The sequence below is a fragment of the Mesorhizobium sp. WSM4848 genome (assembly GCF_055811375.1).
The window spans coordinates 184,023-208,959 of sequence record NZ_JBVVPX010000004.1 but is presented as its reverse complement, the minus strand read 5'-3'; the positions used below and the strand labels follow the sequence as shown (position 1 = coordinate 208,959).

General features: G+C 63.3%; 22 protein-coding genes and 2 pseudogenes. 15 read left to right on the top strand and 9 right to left on the bottom strand.

Features of this window, described 5'->3' with window-relative positions; all coding sequences use genetic code 11:
- The first annotated feature begins 2 nt into the window (after positions 1 to 2).
- Positions 3 to 905, top strand: coding sequence for an LpxI family protein (locus AC0L16_RS06490; RefSeq protein WP_473619685.1), 903 nt, complete (start codon positions 3 to 5; stop codon positions 903 to 905).
- Complete coding sequence (gene lpxB / locus AC0L16_RS06485) at positions 895 to 2,079, top strand: lipid-A-disaccharide synthase (RefSeq protein WP_473619684.1); 1,185 nt, start codon at positions 895 to 897, stop codon at positions 2,077 to 2,079. Before AC0L16_RS06490 ends, lpxB begins: the two co-directional genes overlap by 11 nt.
- A gap of 78 nt (positions 2,080 to 2,157) precedes the next feature.
- Here the strand turns inward: lpxB and gltA are convergent, their stop codons facing one another.
- Both gltA and gltX read right to left on the bottom strand, forming a co-directional pair.
- On the bottom strand, positions 2,158 to 3,486 hold the full coding sequence (gene gltA, locus AC0L16_RS06480; protein ID WP_473619683.1) for a citrate synthase: 1,329 nt from the start codon (positions 3,484 to 3,486) through the stop codon (positions 2,158 to 2,160).
- A 181-nt stretch (positions 3,487 to 3,667) separates the two neighbouring features.
- Positions 3,668 to 5,092, bottom strand: coding sequence for a glutamate--tRNA ligase (gene gltX, locus AC0L16_RS06475; RefSeq protein WP_473619681.1), 1,425 nt, complete (start codon positions 5,090 to 5,092; stop codon positions 3,668 to 3,670).
- Between the two features lie 102 nt (positions 5,093 to 5,194).
- On the opposite strand from gltX, the gene AC0L16_RS06470 reads away from it, so the two are divergent.
- Positions 5,195 to 7,651 carry a ComEC/Rec2 family competence protein gene (locus AC0L16_RS06470; protein WP_473619680.1) on the top strand — a complete coding sequence of 819 codons (2,457 nt, stop codon included), beginning with the start codon at positions 5,195 to 5,197 and terminating at the stop codon, positions 7,649 to 7,651.
- Here the strand turns inward: AC0L16_RS06470 and lexA are convergent.
- From lexA to AC0L16_RS06440, 6 genes are all read right to left on the bottom strand, one after another.
- Entirely contained in the window at positions 7,645 to 8,382 is a 738-nt protein-coding gene (lexA, locus tag AC0L16_RS06465) for a transcriptional repressor LexA (protein ID WP_023801235.1), read from the bottom strand. The genes AC0L16_RS06470 and lexA overlap by 7 nt on opposite strands.
- Before the next feature lie 104 nt (positions 8,383 to 8,486).
- Positions 8,487 to 9,692 carry a molybdopterin molybdotransferase MoeA gene (locus tag AC0L16_RS06460; RefSeq protein ID WP_473619679.1) on the bottom strand — a complete coding sequence of 402 codons (1,206 nt, stop codon included), beginning with the start codon at positions 9,690 to 9,692 and terminating at the stop codon, positions 8,487 to 8,489.
- Positions 9,692 to 10,189 carry a cyclic pyranopterin monophosphate synthase MoaC gene (moaC, locus tag AC0L16_RS06455; protein ID WP_473619678.1) on the bottom strand — a complete coding sequence of 166 codons (498 nt, stop codon included), beginning with the start codon at positions 10,187 to 10,189 and terminating at the stop codon, positions 9,692 to 9,694. The genes AC0L16_RS06460 and moaC overlap by 1 nt, the downstream gene beginning before the upstream one ends.
- 66 nt (positions 10,190 to 10,255) lie before the next feature.
- Positions 10,256 to 11,107 (bottom strand): indole-3-glycerol phosphate synthase TrpC, encoded by an 852-nt coding sequence (gene trpC, locus AC0L16_RS06450; protein WP_473619677.1) that lies wholly within the window; start codon positions 11,105 to 11,107, stop codon positions 10,256 to 10,258.
- A 4-nt stretch (positions 11,108 to 11,111) separates the two neighbouring features.
- On the bottom strand, positions 11,112 to 12,122 hold the full coding sequence (gene trpD, locus AC0L16_RS06445) for an anthranilate phosphoribosyltransferase (protein ID WP_473619675.1): 1,011 nt from the start codon (positions 12,120 to 12,122) through the stop codon (positions 11,112 to 11,114).
- Entirely contained in the window at positions 12,119 to 14,011 is a 1,893-nt protein-coding gene (locus tag AC0L16_RS06440) for a SurA N-terminal domain-containing protein (RefSeq protein WP_473619674.1), read from the bottom strand. Before AC0L16_RS06440 ends, trpD begins: the two co-directional genes overlap by 4 nt.
- Positions 14,012 to 14,157: 146 nt before the next feature.
- On the opposite strand from AC0L16_RS06440, the gene tpiA reads away from it, so the two are divergent.
- The 8 genes from tpiA (at position 14,158) to AC0L16_RS06400 (ending at position 20,927) form a co-directional block, all read left to right on the top strand.
- Complete coding sequence (tpiA, locus tag AC0L16_RS06435; RefSeq protein ID WP_473619673.1) at positions 14,158 to 14,925, top strand: triose-phosphate isomerase; 768 nt, start codon at positions 14,158 to 14,160, stop codon at positions 14,923 to 14,925.
- A gap of 281 nt (positions 14,926 to 15,206) precedes the next feature.
- Positions 15,207 to 15,665: a preprotein translocase subunit SecG gene (gene secG / locus AC0L16_RS06430; RefSeq protein ID WP_473619672.1), complete on the top strand. Its 459-nt coding sequence runs from the start codon at positions 15,207 to 15,209 to the stop codon at positions 15,663 to 15,665.
- Positions 15,666 to 15,876: 211 nt separating this feature from the next.
- Positions 15,877 to 16,995, top strand: coding sequence for a L,D-transpeptidase (locus tag AC0L16_RS06425; RefSeq protein ID WP_473619755.1), 1,119 nt, complete (start codon positions 15,877 to 15,879; stop codon positions 16,993 to 16,995).
- Positions 16,996 to 17,131: 136 nt separating this feature from the next.
- Positions 17,132 to 18,769, top strand: coding sequence for a CTP synthase (locus tag AC0L16_RS06420; RefSeq protein ID WP_128244908.1), 1,638 nt, complete (start codon positions 17,132 to 17,134; stop codon positions 18,767 to 18,769).
- A 13-nt stretch (positions 18,770 to 18,782) separates the two neighbouring features.
- On the top strand, positions 18,783 to 19,322 hold the full coding sequence (locus AC0L16_RS06415; protein ID WP_473619671.1) for a DUF1697 domain-containing protein: 540 nt from the start codon (positions 18,783 to 18,785) through the stop codon (positions 19,320 to 19,322).
- 320 nt (positions 19,323 to 19,642) lie between these two features.
- Positions 19,643 to 19,894 (top strand): type II toxin-antitoxin system Phd/YefM family antitoxin, encoded by a 252-nt coding sequence (locus tag AC0L16_RS06410; RefSeq protein WP_473585124.1) that lies wholly within the window; start codon positions 19,643 to 19,645, stop codon positions 19,892 to 19,894.
- Positions 19,891 to 20,322 (top strand): PIN domain-containing protein, encoded by a 432-nt coding sequence (locus AC0L16_RS06405; protein WP_473619669.1) that lies wholly within the window; start codon positions 19,891 to 19,893, stop codon positions 20,320 to 20,322. The genes AC0L16_RS06410 and AC0L16_RS06405 overlap by 4 nt, the downstream gene beginning before the upstream one ends.
- 302 nt (positions 20,323 to 20,624) lie before the next feature.
- On the top strand, positions 20,625 to 20,927 hold the full coding sequence (locus AC0L16_RS06400; protein WP_473619668.1) for a DUF982 domain-containing protein: 303 nt from the start codon (positions 20,625 to 20,627) through the stop codon (positions 20,925 to 20,927).
- A gap of 79 nt (positions 20,928 to 21,006) precedes the next feature.
- Here the strand turns inward: AC0L16_RS06400 and AC0L16_RS06395 are convergent, their stop codons facing one another.
- The gene (locus AC0L16_RS06395; protein ID WP_473619667.1) at positions 21,007 to 21,789 is read right to left on the bottom strand and encodes a response regulator; all 783 of its coding nucleotides are present in this window, start codon (positions 21,787 to 21,789) and stop codon (positions 21,007 to 21,009) included.
- A 123-nt stretch (positions 21,790 to 21,912) separates the two neighbouring features.
- On the opposite strand from AC0L16_RS06395, the gene AC0L16_RS06390 reads away from it, so the two are divergent.
- From AC0L16_RS06390 to AC0L16_RS06375, 4 genes and pseudogenes are all read left to right on the top strand, one after another.
- Complete coding sequence (locus AC0L16_RS06390; protein WP_473619666.1) at positions 21,913 to 22,935, top strand: cytochrome-c peroxidase; 1,023 nt, start codon at positions 21,913 to 21,915, stop codon at positions 22,933 to 22,935.
- Positions 22,932 to 23,495: pseudogene (locus AC0L16_RS06385) on the top strand (DAHL domain-containing protein); the annotation flags it as partial. The gene AC0L16_RS06390 and the pseudogene AC0L16_RS06385, both read left to right, overlap by 4 nt.
- Positions 23,480 to 23,995 carry a DAHL domain-containing protein gene (locus AC0L16_RS06380; RefSeq protein ID WP_473619754.1) on the top strand — a complete coding sequence of 172 codons (516 nt, stop codon included), beginning with the start codon at positions 23,480 to 23,482 and terminating at the stop codon, positions 23,993 to 23,995. The pseudogene AC0L16_RS06385 and the gene AC0L16_RS06380, both read left to right, overlap by 16 nt.
- Positions 23,878 to 24,934: pseudogene (locus AC0L16_RS06375) on the top strand (ATP-binding protein); the annotation flags it as partial. The gene AC0L16_RS06380 and the pseudogene AC0L16_RS06375, both read left to right, overlap by 118 nt.
- Positions 24,935 to 24,937 lie beyond the last annotated feature (3 nt).

Here is a 24,937-nt window from a genome sequence, read left to right as displayed (position 1 = left end):
AGATGACAAAGATTGAGGCCACCAGGACGGGCCTTGATCTCGCGCCAGACGCCAGGGTCGGCATCATCGCCGGCGGCGGCAGCTTGCCGGTCGAAGTTGCGATCAGCCTGGCCGCACAAGGCTATCCGCCGGTCATTATCCTGATCGAGGGCGAAGCCGACCGCAAGTCCGAGCTCGGCGGCTACGAGCATGAGAATCTCGCTCTGGAAGACATCGGTTCACTCGCTTCGTTGCTGAAGCGTCGACGGATCAGCCATCTGGTTCTTGCCGGCGAGATCAGGCGCCGGCCTCGGCTGATCGACATGCGCCCGAGCCTTGCCTTGCTTGCCGTGGTGCCTTCGGTGGTCATGGCGCTTGCCCGCGGCGACGACGGCCTGCTGAAGGTTTTGACGCGGGCGCTGGAGGCGCGTGGCGTCAAGGTGGTCGGCGCCCATGAGATCGTGCCGGAACTGGTCGCCGCCGAAGGCGCGCTGACCAAGGCAGCGCCGCAGAAATCCGACTGGCGCGACATCAAAGCGGCCCACGCAGCGGCAATAGCCATCGGCGCGCTTGATATCGGCCAGGCGGCTGTTGCGATCGGCGGCCGCGCCATCGCGCTGGAAGGCATCGAGGGTACCGACGGATTGCTCGATCGAACACGGCAGTTGCGCGGCCATGGCAGGCTGGCCGGCAGAACGCGCGGCGTCCTGGTCAAATGCGCCAAGCCTGGCCAGGAGTTGCGCGCCGATCTGCCCTCCATCGGACCGCAGACGATCGAGGCGGCGCATGCCGCCGGACTTGCCGGCATTGCCGTCGAAGCTGGCCGCTCGCTGGTTCTGGAAGGCCCGACAGTCGTCGCTCGCGCCAACGCGCTCGGCCTGTTCGTGATCGGCCTGCCCGCTGCGGAGCCGGCGCATGGCGACTGAGCGACCGCTGAAGATCGCGATCGTCGCCGGCGAGGAATCCGGCGATCTGCTTGGCGCCGACATCGTAGCGGCGCTCAAGCGCGCGACCGGCCGCGAGGTCCGGCTCGTCGGCATCGGCGGCCGGCATTTGCAGGCGCTCGGCCTCACGCCGCTGTTCGACGGCGGCGAGATCGCGCTGATGGGATTGAGCGCCATCCTGCGCGATCTGCCGCGCCTGATACGACGGATCAGCCAGACAGCCGGTGCGGTCGCCAATGAAAAGCCCGACTGCCTCATCACCATCGACAGCCCGGATTTTTCGCTGCGCGTGGCGAAAAAGGTGCGTGCCGCCGATCCGGCAATCCCGATCGTCCACTATGTCTGCCCGAGCGTCTGGGCGTGGCGGCCGGGCAGGGCGGTGGCGATGAAACCGTATGTCGACCATATCCTCTGCATCCTGCCGTTCGAAGTGAGGGAACTCGCCCGCCTCGGCGGTCCGACCGGCACCTATGTCGGCCATCGCCTTAGGCATGATCCGGGCGTGCTCGGCGCCGCCAAGGCGCAAAGCCTGCCGCGCGACCTGTCCGACGATCGTGTGAAGACACTGCTTGTGCTGCCCGGCTCGCGTCGCGGCGAGGTGCGAAGGATGGCCGGCCCATTCGGCAAGACGATCTCGATCCTGCGTGCGCGCGGACACCGCTTGCGCCTGCTGTTGCCGACGGTGCCACATGTCGCCGACCTGGTCAGGGCTTCGGTGGCAAGCTGGGACGAGAAGCCGGAGATCATCCTTGATCCCGAGCGCAAATGGCAGGCCTTCGGCAAGGCCGATGCAGCGCTGATCGCATCGGGAACGGTGTCGCTGGAACTGGCGCTGTCAGGTGTGCCGATGATCTCCTGCTACCGGCTCGATCCGGTCATGCGGATGGCCCAACGCCTGATCACCGTATGGAGCGCCGCCTTGCCCAATCTCATCGCCGACCGCCCGATCGTGCCGGAAAACTACAACGAATATGTGCGGCCGCACTATCTGGCGCGGCAGTTGGAGGCGCTGTTTTCCGACACCCCCTATCGCGCATGGCAGAAGGACGGTTTTGCCGAGGTGGCCAGACGCATGGCCGTCGACAGACCGTCCGGCGACATCGCTGCGGGGGTTGTGATGAGGTACATCAAGAAGGGAGTAGTGAGTAGTGAGTAGTGAGTAGTGAGCGGCATCGCTAGGTGTCTAAGATACTACTCGCTACTCGCTACTCGCTACTCGCTATTCGCTACTCACTCATCTCTTCGCAATCGGCACGTAGTCGCGTTCCGGCGCACCTGTATAGAGCTGGCGCGGGCGGCCGATCTTCTGGTGCGGATCCTCGATCATCTCTTTCCACTGCGCGATCCAGCCGACGGTGCGGGCGACCGCGAACAGCACGGTGAACATGGTGGTGGGGAAGCCCAGCGCCTTCAGCGTGATGCCGGAATAGAAATCGACGTTCGGATAAAGCTTCTTCTCGATGAAATAGGAATCGGTCAGAGCGATCCTTTCCAGTTCCATGGCGATGTCGAGCAGCGGATCGTCCTTGATGCCGAGTTCGCCCAAGACCTCATGTGCGGTCTTCTGCATGATCTTGGCGCGCGGATCGTAGTTCTTGTAGACGCGGTGGCCAAAGCCCATCAATCGGAACGGATCGTTCTTATCCTTGGCGCGGGCGATGAATTCCGGGATGTGGTCGACATGGCCGATCTCGCCCAGCATGTTCAAGGCTGCCTCGTTAGCGCCGCCATGCGCCGGTCCCCACAGGCAGGCGATGCCGGCGGCGATGCAGGCGAACGGATTGGCACCCGACGACCCGGCGAGGCGAACGGTCGAGGTCGAGGCGTTCTGCTCGTGATCGGCGTGCAGGATGAAGATGCGCTCCATCGCACGCGCCAGCACCGGGTTGATCTTGTATTCCTCGCACGGTACGGCAAAACACATATGCAGGAAGTTGGCCGCGAAATTCAGCTCGTTCTTCGGGTAAATGAAGGGCTGGCCGATGTGATATTTGTAGGCCATCGCCGCGATCGTCGGCATCTTGGCGATCAGCCGCATCGACGCGACCATGCGCTGGTAGGGGTCCGAGATGTCGGTGGAATCGTGATAGAAGGCTGACAGCGCGCCGACCACGCCGCACATCACCGCCATCGGGTGGGCGTCGCGGCGAAAGCCGGTGAAGAAGCGCGACATCTGCTCGTGCACCATGGTGTGGCGCGTCACTCGGTAGTCGAAATCGTCCTTCTGCGCCTTGGTCGGCAGTTCGCCGTAGAGCAAGAGATAACAGACTTCGAGGAAGTCGCCGTGCTCGGCCAACTGGTCGATCGGATAGCCGCGATGCAAAAGGATGCCGGCATCGCCATCGATGAAGGTGATTTCCGACTCGCAGCTTGCCGTCGAGGTGAAGCCGGGATCATAGGTGAAGGCCCCGGTGGTGCTGTAAAGCGCGCCGATATCGATGACATCAGGTCCGACCGAGCCGCTTCGCACCTTGAGTTCGTGAGTTTTGCCGCCGAATTCAAGTTTCGCAGTCGACGCGTGGGTTTTGCCGCCAAATTCCATTTTTGTCGCAGCTTCGGACATTGCAAACTCCTTTTTGTTTTCTCGTGTCGGCAAAGGCAAAATATCTGCAACGCAACACGTCCGAAGCATCGGAGTTCGCGCGGTCGCGCCCGCAATTGGATTTGCGTGCCAAATTGGGCCAGGACCTAATGTTGCACTGCGAAACCCACCTTTCAATGCCAATCTTCTTGGGCCAGTTTTGCTAATCGATTTGATCCGCGATGCGCGCCAGGCTTTCCTCGCGGCCAAGCACGGCAAGCACGTCGAACACGCCGGGCGAGGTGCTTTTGCCGGTGAGCGCGGCGCGCAAAGGTTGGGCCACAGCGCCGAGCTTATGGCCGCCGGCAAGCGCATATTCGCGGATCGCCGCTTCCGCCGCTGCGGCCGTCCAATCCCCTGAAATCGCCTTCAGCGCCGCATGGGCGCCCCGCAGGATCTCGCGCGCCTCACCGCCGAGCAGTGCCGCCGCTTTCTCGTCGATCGGCAGCGGCCGCTCGGCAAACAGGAAGGCGGCACCGTCAACCAGCTCGACCAGCGTCTTGGCGCGCTCCTTCAAGCCGGGCAGGGCGGCAAGCAACTGCGCCGTGCGTGTGTCGTCGAGGCGCGCTGCGATCGCCGGGCCGCCTTCGAGATAGGGCATGGTGTTGATGAAGATATCGAGCAATTCGGCGTCGTTCATGCGGCGCATATGCACGCCGTTCAGCGCCTCGAGCTTGGCGAAGTCGAAGCGGGCGGCCCCTTTGTTGACATCGCCGATGTCAAACCACGCAATCATGTCGGCGATCGACATGACCTCGTCGTCGCCGTGGCTCCAGCCGAGCCGCGCCAGGTAGTTGAGCAGTGCCTCGGGCAGATAGCCCATCGCACGATAGGCTTCAACGCCGAGGGCGCCGTGCCGCTTCGACAGCTTGGCGCCGTCGGCGCCATGGATCAGCGGGATATGCGCCATCGACGGAACGTCCCAGCCCATGGCTCGATAGATCACCATCTGGCGGGCGGCATTGGTCAGATGGTCGTCGCCGCGAATGATGTGGGTGATGCCCATGTCGTGGTCGTCGACGACGACGGCATGCATATAGGTCGGGTTGCCGTCCGAGCGCAGGATGATGAAATCGTCGAGATCCTTGTTGGGGAAGCGGACTTCGCCCTGGACGCGGTCATGCACCACCGTGTCGCCGTCGGCCGGCGCCTTGATGCGGATCGCGCCCCTGGCGCCAACCGGCGCCTCTGACGGGTCGCGGTCGCGCCAGCGGCCGTCATAGCGAGGAGGCAAGCCCCTGGCCCGCGCGCTCTCGCGCATCGCCTCCAGCTCAGCCGGCGTCGCATAGCAGTAATAGGCTTTGCCGAGGCGAACCAGTTCCTCGGCGACCGCGCGGTGGCGCGGCGCGCGCTCGAACTGCGATACCGGCTCGCCGTCCCAGGTGAGGCCGAGCCAGGAGAGCCCATCGAGGATGGCAGCGGTTGCGGCATCGGTCGAACGCTCGCGATCGGTGTCCTCGATGCGCAGCAGCATCTTGCCACCGGTGTGTCTCGCATACAGCCAGTTGAACAGCGCCGTGCGCGCCCCGCCAATATGCAGGAATCCGGTGGGCGAAGGGGCAAAACGGGTGACGACCTTGTCGGACATGGAACTCCTGGGCAAGCGCAGAAAACGGATATGGTTGCGCGGACTTTCGCGCGTCGCGCGTTCATGTAGCATAGGAGGTCAAGGGCGCAAGGGGCGAACCCGATGGCTGGACCAGGCCGCGGCGCGGACAAGAGCGAGGGCGCGACCACAAGCGTCAGCGAACGATCGCTGTTTGCCGACGTTCCCGACGCCGAGCCGCCACCCGCTTCGCTGCCTGCGTCGCACCCGGGCATTCAGCCTGTTTCGCCGGACCGCGCCGCGCCGATACCGGCTCCAGCACCCGGCCCTGTCATTCGTTTTCGCCGACAGCTCAGCCGTCTTTCACCATCCGGTATCCGCAACAGCGTGGCCTCGGCAGCCGGCCTGGAATTCGACCGCGGCGTCGCCTTCCTGCTGGTGCCGGTTTTTCTGGCATGCGGAGTGATTGTCTATTTTTCGCTTGCCGTCGAACCGGACTTTGCCCAGCCGATTGCCGTCGTGGTGCTCACGGCATTGTGTGCGGCCGTCACGCGCTCACGCCGCAAAACGCATCTGTGCTTCATGGCAGCATTGCTGTGCGCGCTTGGTGTGCTCGCCGCCAAGCTTGAAACCTGGCGCGCCGGAACGAAGATGCTCGGTTCGGAAATCCAGACCCAGCTGACTGGCCGTATCGTCAGGCTCGACCAGATGGCGAACGGCCGGGTCAGGCTGACCATCGACGTGATGTCGACCGCCCGGCCGACACTGCGTTATGCACCCGAACGCGTCAGGGTTTCGGCACGCAAGATCCCCGCTGGGATGACCGCAGGCTCGGTGGCAACCGGCTATGTGAGGCTTTTGCCTCCGACTGGCCCGGTCAGGCCGGACAGCTTTGACTTCTCCTTTGACAGCTATTTCGCCGGTATCGGTGCCAGTGGCTTTTTCCTCGGCAGCCCAAAGATCGTCGTTTCCGAAGAAGCACCGTTTACCGCCCGCCTTTCTTCGTCGATCGAGAAGGCGCGCGAAGCCATCGCCGACCACATCAGGGACAGCATCGGTGGTGCCGAGGGGGAGATCGCCGCTGCGCTGATCGTCGGCGTGCGGGCCGGCATCCCCGAAGCGATAAACGAATCGATGCGGCGCACCGGCATCTACCACATCATCTCCATTTCCGGCCTGCACATGGCGCTTGTCGCCGGCACCGTCATGGGATTGCTGCGCGGCGCCTTTGCGCTGTTTCCCGACTTTTCGTCGCGCCGGCCGGTCAAGAAATATGCGGCTGCTGCCGCACTCGTCTCCATCGCTGCCTATCTGATTTTTTCCGGTATCGTGGTCGCGGCTGAACGCAGCTTCATCATGCTGGCGGTAATGCTTGTAGCCGTGCTGTTCGACCGGGCGGCACTCACCATGCGCAACCTTGCGATTTCGGCCATCGCCGTCATCATCGTGTCGCCGCACGAGGTGGTCGGCGCAAGCTTCCAGATGTCCTTCGCCGCGACTGCGGCTCTCGTGGGTGCCTATGCCGGTTGGTCCGACTATCGTGCCGACAAGGCCACGGCGCCGCGCCAAAGACGGTCACCGGTCGTTTTCGTCACCCAGAAACTCGTCGCTGGGGCAGGCACCATCGCAATGACCTCCATCATTGCCGGCAGCGCCACCGCGCTCTTCGCCATCTGGCACTTCCAGCGCGTCTCGCCGCTCAGCCTGTTCGCCAATCTGGCCGTCATGCCGATCGTCACGATCGTCATGTTCCTGGCCGTCCTCAGCGCCTTGGCAATGCCTTTCGGCCTCGACGGCCCTTTCCTCTACATGATGGGCAAGGGGCTGACGGTGATGATTGCAATTTCGGGATGGATTTCGGAGCGTTCGCCGGTCGATGCAGTCGGACTGATTTCGTTGCAGTCGGTTCTGCTGGTGACGGTCGCCCTGGTCATCGCCACGATGGCGACGACATGGCTGCGGCTTGCGGCACTTCCCTTTGCGCTCGCCGGCCTGCTGACGATTTCGGGGACGCGCAACCCCGACGTGCTGATCTCGGAGGATGCGCATCTGGTGGCGCTGCCGATCGGCGGCGGCGAACTTGCCGTCAACCGGATGCGTTCGAACGAATTCACCACCGACAACTGGAAACATGCGCTGGTTTCAACGACGATCGTCGAGCCGGAGACATTCGAGAAAGGAGATGTGCAGTCCGACATCGCCGATCCGGCCGACCTGCCGCCGGGAGCGCCTTTCACCTGCACTGCCGGCCTGTGCCTCGCCCGGCATCCGTCCGGCGCGCTCATCGCGGTCGCCGACGACCGCAAAACCGCGCGGCCAGCCTGTGCCTTTGCGGATCTGATCGTCATCGACGATGCCACAGCCTATTACAAACCCTGCCGCAATCCGCTGGTTCTCGTCGTCACCAAACGGCAGCTCGCTCGCATGGGCAGCGCCGCCGTCTTCTTCGATCCGCTATCGGCGACGACGCGCGCAGAAATCCGTTTTGCCGTCAGACAGCCATACAGGCCCTGGCATGAGCAGCGGCGATTTTCGCGCGAGGCGAGGGGCCTGCCGCCCTACCGCAAAGCCGAGAAACCCAAGAAGCCTGCCGCTCAGTAACGCCGGATCAGTCCGACGAGCTTGCCCTGCACCTTGACCCGGTCCGGCCCGAAGATGCGTGTCTCGTAGGCCGGATTGGCGGCTTCCAAGGCGATCGAGGCGCCCTTGCGGCGGAACCGCTTCAGCGTCGCTTCCTCCTCGTCGACCAGAGCGACAATGATCTCGCCAGGCTGGGCCGTATCGGCGTTGCGGATGATGACCGTGTCGCCGTCGAAGATGCCGGCCTCGATCATCGAATCACCCTTGACCTCCAGCGCGTAGTGCGTGCCGCCGGTGATCATGTCCGGTGGCACCGAGATCGAATGCGTCTGGTGCTGGATGGCGTCGATCGGCACACCGGCAGCGATGCGGCCCATCACCGGTATGGAGACGGTGGCAACGACGTCGTCGTCATTGCCGGCCGCACGCATGCGCGAAGGCGCCGGCTTGATCTGGCGCCCGAGGCCGCCCTGCCCAAGGCTGCCTTGAATGACGCTCGGCGAGAATTTGCGCGCCGCATTGAGGCCCGGCGCGATCGAATCGGGCAGGCGCAGCACCTCCAGCGCGCGGGCGCGGTTGGGCAGGCGGCGAATGAAACCGCGTTCCTCCAGCGCCGTGATCAGCCGATGGATCCCCGATTTGGAGGCGAGGTCGAGCGCTTCCTTCATCTCGTCGAACGAGGGCGGAATGCCGCTTTCCTTCAGCCGCTCGTGGATGAACATCAGCAGTTCATGTTGTTTGCGTGTCAGCATCGCGACCCCCAACAGAATCAGAAAAACAAACCCAGAACAAACACTATCTGTTCCAGTTGTGTTCCGCAACCATTTAAAGTTTAATGAATGCGTTGACGTTTTGTTCAGCGTAGCATCAGCACCCTGCAGGCGGTGCCGGCCGCGCCTGCGGCAGCGAATGGTTCGCGCACGATCAGTCCGTTGGCGTCGGCCAGCATTCTGAGCATCGAGGAATCCTGGATACTGAACGGCGTTGCCTCAAGCGTGCCAGCTTCTTCCTTCACCACCGCGCGTACATAGTCCTGCCTGAGATCGTTGGCCGGCATGGCGGCGCCGAGCCGCGCCTGGCGCATGTCCTGACGGAAGGCGCGGCCGCCGAGCCGCGCCAGCAGCGGCTTCAGAAAGAGCTGCGTGCAGACCAGGCTGGCCACCGGATTGCCGGGCAGGCCTAGGCAGCGGATGTCGCCCAGCCGCCCGAACATCAGTGGCTTGCCGGGCCGCATGGCGATTTTCCAGAAATCGAGCGCCATGCCTTCGCCGGTCAGCACGTCATGGACGAGGTCGTGGTCGCCGACCGAGGCACCGCCCAGCGTGACGATGACATCGGCGCCTGCGTCGACCGCTTTTTTGACCAGCGCGGCGATCGCCTCCTTGCGGTCGGGGGCGATGCCGAGATCGAGTGCGCTGGCGCCGACCGAGCGGACCGCGGCGGCGACGCCATAGGCATTGGAGGAGATGATCTGGTCGGGGCCAAGGTCGCTGCCCGGCGGCAGCAATTCGTCGCCGGTGGCGATGATGGCGACCAGCGGCCGTTTCACCACGCTGACCTGCGGATGGTTGGCCGACGCCGCCAGCGACAATGCCGCCGGATCAAGCAGGCGGCCTTTCTCCAGCAGCATGTCGCCCTGCGAGAAATCGAGCCCGAGGCGGCGGATGTTGCGGCCTTCAACCGTCGGCGCGGTCACTTCGACCATGCCGCCGCCGAGGTCGCGGACATTCTCCTGGATGACGATTGTGTCGGCGCCTGCGGGAATCGGCGCGCCGGTGAAGATGCGCACGGCCTGCGCCGGGCCGACTGCTCCGGCAAAGCCGCGTCCGGCCGGCGCCATGCCGATCACCGAAAGTCTCGCGGGCACGGACGCGACATCGTCGGCCCGCACGGCATAGCCGTCCATGGCTGAGGCGTTGAATGGCGGCTGGGTGCGGAGCGCCATGAGTGGCCCCGCCAGCACGCGGTCGGCGGCGACCATCAGGGCGACGCTTTCAGCCTGCAAGGGCGCAGCATCCTCAAGCAGGCGCTCGAGCGCCTCGGCGACCGCAAGCAGCGCCATTATTGGCCTGCCCCCTGGGCATCCGCCGTGTAGTCGCCGGATTTGCCGCCGGTCTTTTCCACCAGCCTGATGCCGGAGATCGCCATGGCGCGATCGACCGCCTTGGCCATATCATAGATGGTCAGGCAGGCGACCGAGACGGCGGTCAGCGCTTCCATCTCGACGCCGGTCTTGCCGGTGACGCGGGCCAGCGCCGTGACCTTCAGGCCGGGCAGCTTCGCGTCCGGTTCGATGTCTACCGATATCTTGGTCAACAGCAGCGGATGGCAGAGCGGGATTAGCTCATGCGTCCTCTTGGACGCCATGATGCCGGCGATGCGCGCCGTGCCCAGCACGTCGCCTTTCTTGGCATCGCCGTCGAGAATCATTTTCAGCGTTTCGGGCCGCATCGAGACAAGACCTTCGGCGATTGCCGTACGGGTCGTCTCCGCCTTGTCGCCGACATCGACCATATTGGCTTCGCCTTCCGCGCCAAGATGGGTGAGGGCGGCCGACATCGTCAGGTCACCTTGGAGCGACGTGCGTCCGTTTGGACGCACAAACTACGCTCTAACGCTTTGTATCTATGCATCATGCTCTCCGAAAATCGATTCCGATTTTCGGGCAGATGCATTGGCGGGCGCCTTGCCCGTCAAAAGCAGGTGCGTCGCAGTGGCCACGTCCTGTTGCCGCATCAGGCTCTCGCCGACGAGGAAAGTGCCAATGTCGCTCCGTTCCAGCCTGCGGCAGTCTACGTGCGAGAAAATACCGCTCTCGCTGACCAGCAGCCGGTCGGCCGGCACCATCGCCGCGAGCCGCTCCGATGTCTCGATGCTGGTTTCGAACGTCCGGAGATTGCGGTTGTTGATGCCGATCAGCCGCGACGACAGTTTCAGCGCGCGTTCCGTCTCGGCCTCGTCATGCACCTCGACCAGTGCGTCCATGCCGAGCTCGAAAGCCGTCGTTTCGAGTTCCCTGGCCACGGCGTCATCGACGCTCGCCATGATGATCAGGATGGCGTCCGCGCCCCACGCACGGGCCTCGAACACCTGATAGGGCTCGAACAGAAAATCCTTGCGCAAAGCGGGCAATGTCACGGCGCTGCGTGCATCGGTGAGGAATTCAGGCGCCCCCTGGAAAGACGGCGCATCGGTCAGCACCGACAGGCAGGCAGCCCCACCTTTGGCATAGGCCCTGGCCAGCGCCGGCGGATCGAAATCGGCGCGGATCAGGCCCTTGGACGGGCTCGCCTTCTTGATCTCGGCGATCAGCGCGAAACTGCCGGATTTGCGTTTGGCTTCAAGGGCCGAGAGAAAGCCGCGTGGCGCGTCGGTAGCCTTTGCCCGTGCCTTGATTTCGGCAAGCGGCACCCGCGCCTTCGACGCCGCGATCTCGTCGCGCTTGTAGGCTTCGATCTTGCGCAGGATATCAGACACGGCGCTATCCGTTCGAAATCTCGACCAGCCGGTCAAGCACTTTCAGCGCCCGGCCGCTGTCGATGGCTTGCGCCGCCGTCGCCATGCCATCGGCAAGCGTCGTCGCCTTTCCCGCCACCACCAGTCCGGCGCCGGCGTTCATCAGCACCGTATCGCGAAAGGCACCGGCAGCGCCGCCCAGCATGTCGCGCAGCGCCTGGGCGTTGTAGGCGGCATCGCCGCCGCGCAATTCGTCCTTTGTATGCCGCTTCAGCCCGACCGCTTCCGGGGTCAGCGTAAAGCTGCGGATCTCGCCGCCGACCAGTTCGGCGACTTGGGTTTCGCCGGTGGTGGTGATCTCGTCATAGCCGTCGCCATGGGCGACCCAGACGTGGTCGGCGCCCAGCGCCTTCAACGTCTCGGCCACGGGCATGATCCATTCCGGCAAGAAGACGCCAACCATCTGCCTGACGACACCAGCCGGATTGGAGAGCGGGCCAAGCAGGTTGAAGATGGTGCGGGTGCCGAGCTCGGCACGGATCGGGCCGACATGCTTCATCGCCGGATGATGCGCCGGCGCGAACATGAAGCCGACGCCTGCGTCGAGGATGCAGCGGCCGATCGTTTCCGGCGGGATGTCGAGCTTGACGCCGAGCGCGGTCAGCACGTCGGCGGCGCCGGTCTGCGAGGATAGTCCGCGATTGCCGTGCTTGGCTACCGGCACGCCGCAGGCGGCGATGACGAAGGCGGATGCGGTCGAGATGTTGACGCTGTGCGAATTGTCGCCGCCGGTGCCGACGATGTCGATGGCGCCAGCCGGCGCTTCGACGCGCAGCATCTTGGCGCGCATGGTGGCGACTGCGCCGGAAATCTCGCTCACGGTCTCGCCGCGCACGCGCAGCGCCATCAGGAAGCCGCCGATCTGGCCGGGCGTGGCGTCGCCCGACATGATGATGTCGAAGGCATCGCGCGCTTCCTCGAAGGAAAGGGAGCTGCCGGCGGCGACCTTGGCGATATGGGTCTTGAGCGCGCTCATCTGGTCAGGGCCTGGGCAACGGCGGTCTGGTCGATGCGAACGTCATATTGCGTCTGCAGCTGCGCCACCAGCTGGTCGAGCAAGTCGTCGGACATGCCGGCGGTGAACGATTTCTGCGCGTCGTCCGGCACCGAGCTGGCGTCGGCTCCGGCAGGCTCGAACACTTCGGCGATCCTGAACAGGATCTGTCCGTCGCCGGTGGGCGAGGCGATCAATCCGGTCCCGCCTTCGCCTTCGCCGAACATCGCAGCCGCCCCTTCCTTGCCGAAATCGGCGTCGTCCGCGCCGCGCTTGACGCCGCGCTTGGTCTGTTTCTCAAGCTTGAGCTCGCTCGCGATCACGTCGAGCGTGGTGCCGGCCTCGAGACGCTTTTCGAGTTCCTGCGCTTTTGCGGTGAGCCGCTTGGTCGTTTCCGCCGCCGTCCAGTCGGCCACCACCTTCTGGCGGACTTCATCCAGCGTGCGGTCGCGGGCCGGCGTGATCGAATCCACCTCGTAGAACACGAAGCCGTTGTTGGCGGTGGTGAGGTCGGGATTCTCGGTGCCGGGTTCGGCATCGAACACCGCCTTGATGAGCTCCGGCGATTCCGGCAGATCCTTGACGATGGTGCCGTCCGGCGTCAGGCCGGTGCGATCGATCGCGTCGATGGTGACGACCTTCAGCTTCAGTTTTTCGGCCGCTTGCTTGAGCGTGCTGCCCGAAGCGCGGCTATCTTCGTAACTGTCATGCACGTCGAGCAGAATGCGGCTTGCCTCGCCCAGCGCCAGGTCCTTGCGGATGTCGGCGGCCACTTCGGCCAGCGGCTTCACCACTTCGGGCTTGATCTCGGTGACGCGCAGCAGCACCGGACCGAAGGCACCCTGAACGACCGGGCTGACTTCGTTGACGTCGAGCGCAAACGCCGCATCCGCCACCGCTTTGTCGGCGATCTTGTCCTTGGACAGCGTGCCGAGCAGCGTGTCGGCCTGCGTCTTGCCCTCGGCGGCGACGAGTTTGTCGAAGGTCGCGCCGGTCTTGAGTGAATCGAGCGCGGCCTTCGCGGCATCGGGCGTTTTGAACACGAGCTGTTCGATGGTGCGCGTTTCCGGCGTGGTGTAGCGCCCCTTGTTCTTGTTGTAGTCGTCGCTGACCTGTTGGTCGGTCACGGCGCTGACATCCATGATGTCTTCCGGCTCGAGCCTGACATAGGAGAATTTGCGGTATTCGGGCGCCGCATAGGTCTTCTTGTTTTCCTCAAAATAGGCCGAAAGCGTCGTGTCGGATGGCGCTTCGATCGGCTCGACCAGCGATTTCGGCAAGGTCACGTAGTCGATGGTGCGGTCTTCGCCACGATAAAGCGCGACCGCCTTCAAGAACGTATTCGGGGCCTTGAGGCCGTCCGAAACCGCCTCGACGATCTGCTGGCGCACAGCCACCTGGGCGCGATTCCTGAGATAGTCTTCCGGCCGCATGCCGACCTGTTGCAGTATGTATTCGAAAGTCCTTCTGTCGAAGCTGCCGCCGGGACCCTTGAAGGCCGGGTCTTCATGCGTGAGTTGGGCCAGCCGGTCCTTGGACAGCCCAAGCCCGAGCTTGCGGGCCTGCTCATCGAGGACTGCCCCGGACACGAGTTGCGCCAGCACCTGATTGTCGAGGCCGAGCGCCGTCGCCTGCTCGCGGCTGATGCGCTGGCCGAATTGCTGCGACATCACGCTGATCTGCCGGTCATAGGCCAGCCGATACTCGTTGATCGACACTTTGGTGCCTCCGGCCGTGACAACGGCATCGTGGCCGGCAAAACCACCGACCATCTGTCCGGAAATGCCCCAGACGGCGAAGCTCAACACCAACAAAATCAGCAGCGCTTTCGCGATCCAGGTCCCCGCCGCGCTTCTCAAGATACTAAGCATGGTCACTTCCGATTTTTTAGCGCATTTTCGCATGCGCCGAGTCTGAAACAAGCGCAATAGCGTCCTTCCGGCCCACTGTCGATTGCTTTGTGGGCTGAGTTTGGTAGTGAGGACGCAGCCGAATATTGCCCGGAGAAGCAAATCCCATGACGCCTGGAATCCGCCCGCTGGTCGCCGGCAACTGGAAAATGAACGGCACCAGCGCCTCGCTCAACGAACTCAGGATGATCGGCAACGGCTTCATGAGCGGGCTCGATGCGGAGACCGAAGCGCTGGTCTGCGTTCCGGCGACCCTGCTTGCGCATGCCGCGGAGATTTTGTCGCGCACGCCGGTCCGGGCCGGGGGCGAGGATTGTCACACCAAGGAGAGCGGCGCCCATACCGGCTGTATTTCGGCCGAGATGCTGAAAGATGCGGGCGCCACTCACGTGATCGTCGGCCATTCCGAACGCCGCGCCGATCACAATGAGGACGACGCCATCGTCCAGGCCAAGGCGTCCGCCGCGTGGCGCGCCGGGCTGGTTGCCATCATCTGCATCGGCGAGACGAGAGCCGAGCGCGAGGCGGGCGCTACGCTCGACGTGCTGTCGCGCCAGGTCGCCAGTTCGGTGCCGCCGAACGCCACGGCATCGAATACCGTCATCGCCTACGAGCCGGTATGGGCGATCGGCACGGGACTGACGCCGACCGCCGCCGACGTTGCTGAGGCGCATGCGCATATTCGCGAAAAACTGTCGGAAAGGCTTGGCAGCGCGGCGGCGAAGATGCGCATCCTCTACGGCGGCTCGGTCAAGCCGTCGAACGCGGTCGAACTGCTCGGCGTGAAAAATGTCGACGGCGCGCTGGTCGGCGGCGCCAGCCTGAAGGCGGCGGATTTTCTCGGCATCGCCGAAGCCTATCGAAATATCTCCTAAAGCGCGTCGCGTTTGGCCGGCCTATTGCGCCGCGCTTTAGGTTGTTGTTTTTAACGCATGTCGTTATCGCAAAACCGCTGCACACTTTTTGCGCGACATGCTTTAGCATCGAAAGGCTGTCTGGCACTTCGGATACTGTGCTGCAGCGGAAAACGTTGCAACGGCCGCATTGCTTCCCATATTCCGGCCACGGGCTTGGAAATGCCGTCAAAGCATTGTATGAGCCGCCTCCAAATCACCGGTCGTACCCGCGGCCGCGCAAGGCTTTGCCAGGATAAATTATGGAAACCGTACTGATCGTCGTCCACCTCATGGTCGTGCTCGCTCTTGTCGGCGTGGTGCTGCTGCAGCGCTCCGAAGGCGGCGGCCTCGGCATCGGCGGCGGATCGGGCTTCATGACCGCGCGCGGCGCCGCCAACGCGCTGACGCGGGCGACGGCGATCCTGGCGGCGGCGTTCTTCGCCACCTCGCTGACCTTGTCGATCGTCGCCCGTTACGGCGAGAAGCCGATCGATATTCTTGATCGCGTGCCTGTGACGAACGGCGGGGGCGGCGTGCTCAATCAGTTGCCTGGCACCACGACGCCGACACCGCCGTCCGGCAATACGGCGCCAACACCGCCTTCCGGCAATGATGCCGCAGCCCCGGCTCCCGCTGCACCGCCAGCGACGGATTCGACCACGCCGCCGGCCACAAACGGCGCCACCCAGCCAGTAACGCCGCAGGTTCCAAACCAGTAATCAGCTAACGTCCGGCGCCGCGATCTGTTGTTGTTTGAACACAGTCGCGGCAAATGCCGCACGATCGCGTGGATTCGACCGGGCGCGGCACGCCAGGGCGCTTGAGGCGTCTCCGATTAATCGATTATAGATTGCGCGCGGCACTTTCGGGGTCCTTGGGGGACGCCGGGCGACGCCGTGGCAACAAGCATTGAACGATCGGATCTTCGCCATGCAGCTTCGCAGCTTCATTTTAGCCGGCCTTTGGGCCGTGCTCAGCCTTGGTGCGCCCGCTTACGCGGCCATGCCGGCGGGCAATTCGGCCCCTAAATCCGCAGTCACAACTGACGTCGTCAACGTCGCCGCCAAAAGCGATACGGCGCAACTAAGGCTCCTCAAGAAGAAAAAAGACCCAAGCCCGGCCGATCTTGCCCAGATCCGGAAGATCGAAGCCAAGATCGCGGCTGACAAGCAGGCCGCTCGAGTAAAGGCCATCGAGGCAAGGAAGCTGGCGATGCGCGAGGCGGCCAAAGCCAAGTCGGACGCGGAACGCCAGGCGTTTCTTGCCAAGAAGGGCCTCGCCAGGAAGGATAAGTCCGCTGGCCAGGCCAGGCTGGCCGATGCCAGGCCGGTCAAGATCATCGAACCGGTGCAACCCATCGCAGCAATCCAGTCGGCCGAGGCAATTCCCGCCGAGGCTATGAACGTCGCGCTGACCGGCAACAACGGGGAATTGCGCAGCGAGCCGGTCGGACAGAAGCCGCAACGCGTCGGGCTGTTCGCCGGCCTGTTCGGCGGCACGTCCTCATCGATGTCGCTGCTCCCCGAAACCCGCGCCCTCGATGCCGCGCTCGCCAGGAAGGAAGCCAGGAAGCAGTTCAAGGTAAAGCCAGAGTTTGCGCCGCAAGAGGTCGAGTTCACCGGCTATAGCCCCGGCACCATCGTCATCGATACGAGTGCGCGCCGTCTCTATCTCGTCGAATCCTCCTGGACCGCCCGCCGTTATGCGATTGCGGTCGGTCGTGACGGCCTGCAGTTCAAGGGCACGGTCGCCGTCGGCGACAAGCAGGAATGGCCCCGCTGGATCCCGACGCTCGATATGCAGAAGCGTGAGCCGAAGAATTACGGCCGGTACAAGGACGGCATGCCCGGCGGCGGCGATAACCCGCTCGGCGCGCGCGCCATCTATCTCTACGACGGCAAGAAGGACACCCATCTGCGCATTCACGGCACCATTGCGCCGCAGACGATCGGGACGAGTTCCTCCAACGGCTGTTTCCGCATGATCAACGAGCACGTCATGGACCTTTACCGCAGGGTGAAAGTGGGCACCAAGGTCGTCATCATCTGACGCCTTGACGGTCAAACAAAAGGGCCGGCCTCGCCGGCCCTTTTGTATGGGTTCGAGCATCACCAGGGCGCCTTTTTGGGAAAAAGTCTTCGCGGCGGTTTTTTCTCTGGCGGAATCAATTCGGCCGCGTTAAGCGATGACTCCCATGGCGCGATATGTATTCATCACAGGCGGCGTGGTTTCCTCACTCGGAAAAGGCATCGCTGCAGCGGCCCTTGGGGCTCTCTTGCAGGCGCGAGGCTATCGCGCGCGCATAAAGAAGCTTGACCCCTATCTCAATGTCGATCCCGGCACGATGTCGCCATACCAGCATGGCGAAGTCTTCGTGACCGATGACGGCGCCGAGACGGATCTCGATCTTGGCCATTATGAGCGATTCACCGGCCGCTCGGCCAACCAGCAGGACAACATCACCACGGGCCGCATCTACAAGAATATCATCGAGCGCGAGCGACGCGGCGACTATCTTGGCGCCACCGTGCAGGTCATTCCGCACGTCACCGACGAGATCAAGAATTTCATTCTCAACGGCAATGACGACTATGACTTCGTCCTGTGCGAGATCGGCGGCACCGTCGGCGACATCGAGGCGATGCCGTTTCTGGAGGCGATCCGCCAACTTGGCAACGACCTGCCGCGCAACAACGCCGTCTACGTGCACCTGACGCTGATGCCCTACATCCCAACGGCGGGCGAATTGAAGACCAAGCCGACCCAGCATTCGGTCAAGGAATTGCGCGGCATCGGCATCGCGCCCGACATTCTGCTGGTCCGCGCCGACCGCCCCATCCCCAGGGAAGAGCGCCGCAAACTGTCGCTGTTCTGCAATGTGCGCGAGAGCGCGGTCATCCAGGCGCTCGACGTGCCGCACATCTACGACGTGCCGATGGCCTATCACAATGAAGGGCTGGATTCGGAAGTGCTCGCCGCTTTCGGCATCGATCCGGCGCCGAAGCCGCGGATGGAGCCTTGGCAAGCGGTCTCCAAACGCATCCACAATCCGGAGGGCGAAGTGACCATCGCCGTCGTCGGCAAATATACCGGTCTCAAGGACGCTTACAAATCGCTGATCGAGGCGCTGTCGCATGGCGGTCTCGCCAACCGCGTCAAGGTCAAGCTCGACTGGATCGAGAGCGAGATATTCGAGAAGGAAGACCCGGCGCCGTGGCTGGAAAAGGTCCACGGCATTCTGGTCCCCGGCGGTTTTGGCGAGCGCGGCGCGGAAGGCAAGATCCTTGCGGCGAAGTTCGCCCGCGAGCGAAAAGTACCGTATTTCGGCATCTGCTTCGGCATGCAGATGGCCTGCATCGAGGCAGCGCGTTCGCTGGCCGGCGTCAAGCATGCCTCGTCGACCGAGTTCGGTCCGACCGAGGAACCGGTCGTCGGCCTGATGACGGAATGGCTGAAAGGCAACATGCTGGAGAAGCGCAGGGAAACCGGCGATCTCGGCGGCACGATGCGGCTCGGTGCCTATCAGGCGGACCTCGCCAAGGGCTCGAAGATCGCCGAAATCTATGGCGATACGCAGATTTCCGAGCGCCACCGCCACCGCTACGAGGTCAATGTCGACTACAAGGAGCGGCTCGAGGATTGCGGCCTGGTTTTTGCCGGCATGTCGCCGGACGGCGTGCTGCCGGAAACGGTCGAATATCCCGACCATCCCTGGTTCATCGGCGTGCAATATCATCCCGAGCTGAAAAGCCGGCCGCTTGACCCGCACCCGCTGTTTGCCAGCTTCATCGAGGCGGCAGTGGAGCAGAGCCGCTTGGTCTAAGAGACAGGCCGGTATGCAAACCTACGTCGCTCTGCTTTACAGCATCGTCCTGGGCGAGGGGCGGCGTGTCGTCATGTCCGATCTCAGGGCCATGACAGAAGGCCTGGGCCTGAACAACCCGCGCACGCTGGTGGCGACCGGCAATCTGGTTTTCGAGACGAAAGAAACAGAAATTGCCGCGCTCGAGCGCCGATTGGAGACGGCGTTCCAAAAGACTTTTGGCCGCCATGTCGACATCATCGTGCGCCGTGCGGACGACTGGTTGAAGCTTGCGGCCGGCAATCCGTTTCCCGCCGAATCGGCTGCCGCCGCGGATCGGGTAGCGGTGCGCGTGATGCGCAAGCCTGTTGCCGCTGAAGCCATTACGGCGCTGGCGTCCTATATCGGCAAGGATGAACGGATGCAGGCCGTCGGCGGCGACATCTGGATCTTCTTTTCGCGCGAGACGCCAAGTTCGCGGCTTCTGGCGGCGATAAGCCATAAACGGCTCGGCATCGGCACCTCGCGCAATTGGAACACGGTGCGCAAGCTGGCCGAGATGGTCGGCGAATAGGGCTTCCTTTCTCCCTGGGAGAAGGGGAAATTGGAAATCTTGGCGTCGAAACTGTCCGCGACTTCCTTCGAGACGTGATCGAAGTTTCATAATGTCTTTGGCTTGAATCCTTCCGGGAGCGTGGTTGCCTTTGCTGAATCCAATCTCCTGTGGGCACCTGTAGCAGCCCAATGAAGACCATGTTCCTTCAGATCCAGGCGCATGGCCTGTCCATCGAGATCGATCCGCAACACCCTGTGCTGGGCCTGTTCTCCGGGAAGTGTCCACTTGCAATCGACCGCTAGGTGTAGTTGCGTGCAACCACAATGGAGGCAACAGCAGTGAAACACATCAACATTCGCGAAGCCAAGGCCACTTTGACGGCACTCGTCGATGCGGCCGAGGCCGGCGAACCGATCACGATCACGAGGCACGGCAAACCAGTGGCAGCTATCGTTCCGATCGACGAAGCGAGGAAGATTTACCCCGAGAAGCCCAGCCTTGCGGAATACCTGCTGTCGTTCCCCGGTTGGCCCGAGGGCTTCGAACCGGAGCGCGACCGCACCCAGCAAAGCCGCGAGGTTAACCTTTGACCTCATACCTTTTCGATACCTCTGTGCTGTCGGCGACCGCGCCGGGAAAGCCTCCGCTGCCCCCGAATGCGGCAGCTTGGCTATTGCAGCAGACGGGCAACTTGTTTGTGCCTGCCTTTGCCCTCCACGAACTTCGGAGAGGCATCGCCAAGCTCGACTGCTCGGGAGCCACGGCGAAGGCTCAGACGCTAATGGCGTGGCTGCAGGGCATCATGACGGACTACGGCGCGGAAATCTTACCGATCGATGCGGCGGTGGCGTTGGAGGCAGGCCTCATGGAAGACGCCGCCACAGCCGCAGGGAGTCCAGGGCTGGCTGACATTCTCATCGCTGCGACCGCTAAAGCGAACTCCTTGACGCTCCTGACTGGGAACCTGAGACACTTCCAGCCCTTAGGAGTTCCCTGCCTCGATCCACTGACGCTTTGACGGAGAAGAGATCCCAAAGGGGTCTGCTGCGGCTAGCCAAATCCGGCTTCGCTACCGCCGATCTACACTACGCGGTGGGACACGACCCTCCGGCTCGGGATAATTGAAGTCCAGTGCGGCGGCGGGCAACGGTTCGTCGCACGCTTGTCACGTTTGGTGATTCGATTTCGGTCGAGTGATGTGACAGACTTCGTTTTTGGCCCGAGTTTTTTCATCATCGGGTTCTGTTTGCCGGAAACACATGGTCAGCAGTAAGTTCAAAAGGTTCGATCAGGCACATAACGATCGACCGGGAGGAAACAATGGATCGCCTGCAATTCTTTACGGCTGTGCGTATTTCGCGCGGGCAGGAAGGCCCTGCCGAAGAAGTTGATAGCGTAGCCGAAGCGATGGAGTTCTTGCGCAGATGGCCAGCCGGCCGGCGTGGGCCAGTCTACCAATGCGCAGTGAATTGCTGCTCCGCGGCTCTGGCGGGCCGGATGTCGGCAGAGGAAGCAAGGAAGGCTTTTACCGGCTTCGCCCGAATCACACGCTTGCTCGACGACGACATGGCGCTGCCGATAGGCGGCGGCAATGTTGATAGCGTGCATGCGCTGAGGCGATGAACGTTCCTGTTTGACCCCTGCCAGTAACTTTGACCCTGCCAAGAACGGGGCGTCGGCAAAGTCACAGCACCTCGAAAGGTCATAGCACCTCGACTGGGGCAGCGAAGACGTAACCAGCGCCCCGCTCGGTGACAATGAGTTTCGGCTCGCTCGGGCTGGCCTCGAGCTTGCGGCGCAGTCGCAATATCTGCACATCGATACTGCGGTCAAACACCTCTTCGTCGTGAATCCTGCTGGCAGCGAGAAGCTGCTCGCGGCTGAGGATCTGTTGCGGCGATTGCAGGAAGGCTGCCAGCAGGTTGAACTCGCCGGCGGTCAGCGGCGTCGCTTCGCCGGCGGGCGAGCTTAGGCGCCGCATCCGCATGTCGAGTTCCCAGCCGGCAAAGCGGTAGCGCTTGGGCTTCTTGCCAGGCGACTGCTGGCGCGTTGACCCCGATCGCCGCAGCACGGCGCGAACGCGCGCAAGCAGTTCCCTGAGGCTGAAGGGCTTGGTGATGTAGTCGTCAGCCCCGAGTTCCAGGCCGATGACGCGATCCACCTCGTCGCGCCTGTGGCCGGTGATGATGATGATGGGCGGCGCTTCCGGCGGACTGCCGAGTTGCCGCATGATTTCAAACCCGTCCTCATCGGCAAGCCGCATGTCGAGGAGCACCAGGTCTACCGGTCTTTCATTGAAGACGCGCGACATGGCCCGGCTGTCGGCAACAGCGCTGACCCTAAAATTCTCGCTCTCCAGGTAATTGGTGAGCATCTCGCGAATTTCGGGGTCGTCATCGACGACAAGAATATGCTTCGCCGCCGCTGCCTGCTCGATTGTGCCTTTCGACTGCTCTTCGTAGCGAGTGTTCTGTTCGGCTGACATCTCAGACCGTCCGCAGGTGGAACCCATGACCGAGCCGTTGCTTTATTAGACTTAGCGCTGATTATCGGCGATTTGTTGGTAAACACCGATAATCTTCGTGATCGGATACCACAGGCTCACTCGATGGCGTATGAGCAGATTGGTAAGGTTCGGGCGGGGCTTTTGGTTCCGCTTTGCCTGGCAGCGGCGGCACCGTTTGCGTTGGCCCTGGTCAATCAGCCGGCCCCTCCGATCGGCGAGCCGATTGCTCCGATGACGGGCACCGGTCCTTCCGACCAGGCGAAGATCGCGCTTGGCGAGAGCCTGTTCAACGATGTCCGGCTGTCGCATGACGATGTCATCGCCTGCAGCGGTTGCCACAGGCTCGGTCTCAGCGGCGACGACGGCAGGGCGCGTTCCACGGCGGCGGATGGCAGGCAGCTCGATTTCAACGCGCCGACCGTCTTCGGCGCGACACTCAATTTCCGGCTGAACTGGCGCGGCAATTTCCGCACTGTCGAGGAGCAGAACGAGGCAGTCCTGCTCGATGACAGGCTGATGAACACGAGTTGGGAAGAATTGCTGCCGAAACTGCGCTCCGACCCGGACTATTCGCGGCGATTCGTGACGCTCTACGGCGCGGCTCCCGGCCGGACGGATGTGCTCGACGCCCTGGCCATCTTTCAACGCTCGCTGATCACGCCCAACGCTCGTTTCGACCGCTATCTCAAGGGCGAGCGCGACGCCATCACGGCGGACGACGAGCATGGCTATCAATTGTTCAAGGCGTATGGCTGCATCGCTTGTCATCAGGGCGCCAATGTCGGCGGCAATCTGTTTCAGAAGTTCGGCATCTTTCGCAATCCCTTCGCCGGTCAGAAAATCGTGACCCAGGCCGATCTCGGCCGCTTCGCCATCACCGGCGTCGAGAGCGACCGCCATGTGTTCCGCGTTCCCAGCCTGCGCAATGTCGCGTTGACGGCGCCGTATTTCCACGACGGCCGTACCGCTTCGCTCGCAGACGCAGTGAAGATCATGGCGCGAAGCCAGCTCGGCCGGGAGCTCGACCAGCGCGATACCGATCTCATCGTCAAGTTCCTTGCGACGCTGACGGGCGAATATCGCGGCCGGCCGTTGACCAGCACAGCCGATCGTCTGCAGCAGTGAAGTCGCTACCCATCCTGGCGCCGGTCGTCGCCTGCCTGCTCATCGTCCTGACCTTCCTTCTGCTGCAGGGCGCGGCTCCTGATGCCGCGCGCCACGAACGCACGCTCGACGCTCTCAGGACTGTCATCCTCTATAACGCTGCCCTGCAGCGCGACGTGTTGCGGGCACGGGCAGGGCTGTTGCGCAGCTACGATCCGCTGGTGCGGTCGATCGAGAACCTGAATGAGGCGACGCGGACGCTGCCGGCTGCCAGCGATGTCGCAGGCGGCGAAGCACGGGCGGACATCGAGAGGCGGATTGCCGAGGTCATCGCCGCGGTTCGCGACGAGGAAACGCTCGTCGAGGCGTTCAAGTCGGACAACGCGCTGCTGCAGAATTCTTTGAACTATTTCAACTATATGAGCGGTCGGCTCACGAGCGAGGGCGACGGCCTTCGAGCGGTCGAGATCGGAGCTCTGATGATCGCCATGTCGCGGTTCATCAGCGATCCCCGGCCGGAGGCGGCAAGGGCAGTGACCGCCTCGCTTGACCGGCTGGCCAGGCCATCCGTCGATGCCGTGGCTCAAGCGATGTCGCCTCTCTTGTCTCCCACGGCCGACTTATCGTCACCAGGCTTCCGGCGGTCGACGATCTCGTCTCCCGCCTGCAGACTGCGCCAACGAGCGAACGGGCCCGCGCTCTGCAGGACCTGTATCTCGATGTGCATGGGCGCGCCGCGGCACGAGCTGCGCGGTTCCAGACGCTGCTCTACGTCGCGGCGCTGGTCCTCGTGGGCTATGTGGCCTACCTGTTCGCTCGCCTGCGCCAAAATGCGCGGATCCTGCGCGAGCGGCTGGAATTCGAGGGCTTGATCGCTTCGATCTCGACACAGTTCATCAATCTGCCGCGTGTGACCGCATCCGGGCCGGCATCAGCAAGGGCCTCGCGCGCTTGGTGGAACATGCCGGGCTCGACGGCGCCCAGATTTTCGTCAGCCGCACATATGATGCCGATCTTTCCGGCGGCTATTTCTATCGCCGTCCGAGCGGAAGCGCGACGGCCCGCCTGCCGAACGATTTGATCGAGCTGGCTTCACGCTGGACGCCCGCGGACCATGAACGGCAAGGCTGCATCGACGTCCCCCGCGTCGGCGAGCTTCCGGAGGGGCGGGAGAAGGCATGCCTGCAGGCGCATCAAATCCGATCGTGGCTCTGCATACCGATGTGCCATGCCGGCGAGCGGCTGGGTTTTCTGGCTCTAGATGGCGTAACGCACGAAAAGCATTGGACCGACGACAACATCGCGCTGCTGCGGACCGCCGCCGAGATCTTCGCCAATGCCATCGCGCGGCAACACAACGATCGGGAACGCGAGGCACTGCAGGCGCGGCTCAACCAATCGCAGCGGCTGGAAGCGATCGGAACGCTAGCCGGCGGCATAGCGCACGAGTTCAACAACATTCTCAGCGCCGTCCTCGGCTATGGCGAGATGGCGCTGGTGGTGCTGCTAAAGGAGTCCCGTGCGCGGCGCTACGTCCAGCAGATCATGAAGGCCGCCAGGCGGGCGCAGGACGTCACGGAGCAGATCCTTGCCTTCAGCCGTCGCCGCGAGCGGCAGCATCACGCGCTGCGGGTGCAGTCCGTGATTGCGGAGGCGGTCGATCTGCTGCGCGCCTCGCTCCCCGCCACGCTTTCAGTGGAGACGCATCTTGCAGCCGCGGATGCAGTGATGACGGGCGATCCGACCGAGCTTCAGCAGGTGGTGATGAATCTCGGCACCAACGCGGCGCAGGCGATGAACAGCCGCGGCGTATTGGAGATCGCTCTCGACATGACGGAGATCGTCGAGGCGCAGGCGCTGTCGCACGGCAACCTGCCTGCCGGCCGCTATATCCGCCTTGCCGTCAGGGACACCGGCAGCGGCATGGATCAGGCGACTCTTGAGCGCATCTTCGAGCCGTTCTTCACGAACCGGCCTCGGCCTGTCGACGGTGCACGGCATTGTCGCGGCACATCGGGGTGCG

Bases quoted from the DNA above. Each gene is read 5' to 3' on its own strand.
- AC0L16_RS06415 (WP_473619671.1), top strand. From the start codon at position 18,783: ATGCAAACCTACGTCGCTCTGCTTTACAGCATCGTCCTGGGCGAGGGG.
- AC0L16_RS06490 (WP_473619685.1), top strand. From the start codon at position 3: ATGACAAAGATTGAGGCCACCAGGACGGGCCTTGATCTCGCGCCAGAC.
- moaC (WP_473619678.1), bottom strand. From the start codon at position 10,189: ATGTCGGCCGCCCTCACCCATCTTGGCGCGGAAGGCGAAGCCAATATG.
- AC0L16_RS06470 (WP_473619680.1), top strand. From the start codon at position 5,195: ATGGCTGGACCAGGCCGCGGCGCGGACAAGAGCGAGGGCGCGACCACA.
- gltA (WP_473619683.1), bottom strand. From the start codon at position 3,486: ATGTCCGAAGCTGCGACAAAAATGGAATTTGGCGGCAAAACCCACGCG.
- gltX (WP_473619681.1), bottom strand. From the start codon at position 5,092: ATGTCCGACAAGGTCGTCACCCGTTTTGCCCCTTCGCCCACCGGATTC.
- tpiA (WP_473619673.1), top strand. From the start codon at position 14,158: ATGACGCCTGGAATCCGCCCGCTGGTCGCCGGCAACTGGAAAATGAAC.
- lexA (WP_023801235.1), bottom strand. From the start codon at position 8,382: ATGCTGACACGCAAACAACATGAACTGCTGATGTTCATCCACGAGCGG.
- AC0L16_RS06425 (WP_473619755.1), top strand. From the start codon at position 15,877: ATGCAGCTTCGCAGCTTCATTTTAGCCGGCCTTTGGGCCGTGCTCAGC.
- AC0L16_RS06395 (WP_473619667.1), bottom strand. From the start codon at position 21,789: ATGTCAGCCGAACAGAACACTCGCTACGAAGAGCAGTCGAAAGGCACA.
- AC0L16_RS06460 (WP_473619679.1), bottom strand. From the start codon at position 9,692: ATGGCGCTGCTTGCGGTCGCCGAGGCGCTCGAGCGCCTGCTTGAGGAT.
- AC0L16_RS06440 (WP_473619674.1), bottom strand. From the start codon at position 14,011: ATGCTTAGTATCTTGAGAAGCGCGGCGGGGACCTGGATCGCGAAAGCG.
- trpD (WP_473619675.1), bottom strand. From the start codon at position 12,122: ATGAGCGCGCTCAAGACCCATATCGCCAAGGTCGCCGCCGGCAGCTCC.
- secG (WP_473619672.1), top strand. From the start codon at position 15,207: ATGGAAACCGTACTGATCGTCGTCCACCTCATGGTCGTGCTCGCTCTT.
- AC0L16_RS06400 (WP_473619668.1), top strand. From the start codon at position 20,625: ATGGATCGCCTGCAATTCTTTACGGCTGTGCGTATTTCGCGCGGGCAG.
- lpxB (WP_473619684.1), top strand. From the start codon at position 895: ATGGCGACTGAGCGACCGCTGAAGATCGCGATCGTCGCCGGCGAGGAA.
- AC0L16_RS06420 (WP_128244908.1), top strand. From the start codon at position 17,132: ATGACTCCCATGGCGCGATATGTATTCATCACAGGCGGCGTGGTTTCC.
- AC0L16_RS06390 (WP_473619666.1), top strand. From the start codon at position 21,913: ATGGCGTATGAGCAGATTGGTAAGGTTCGGGCGGGGCTTTTGGTTCCG.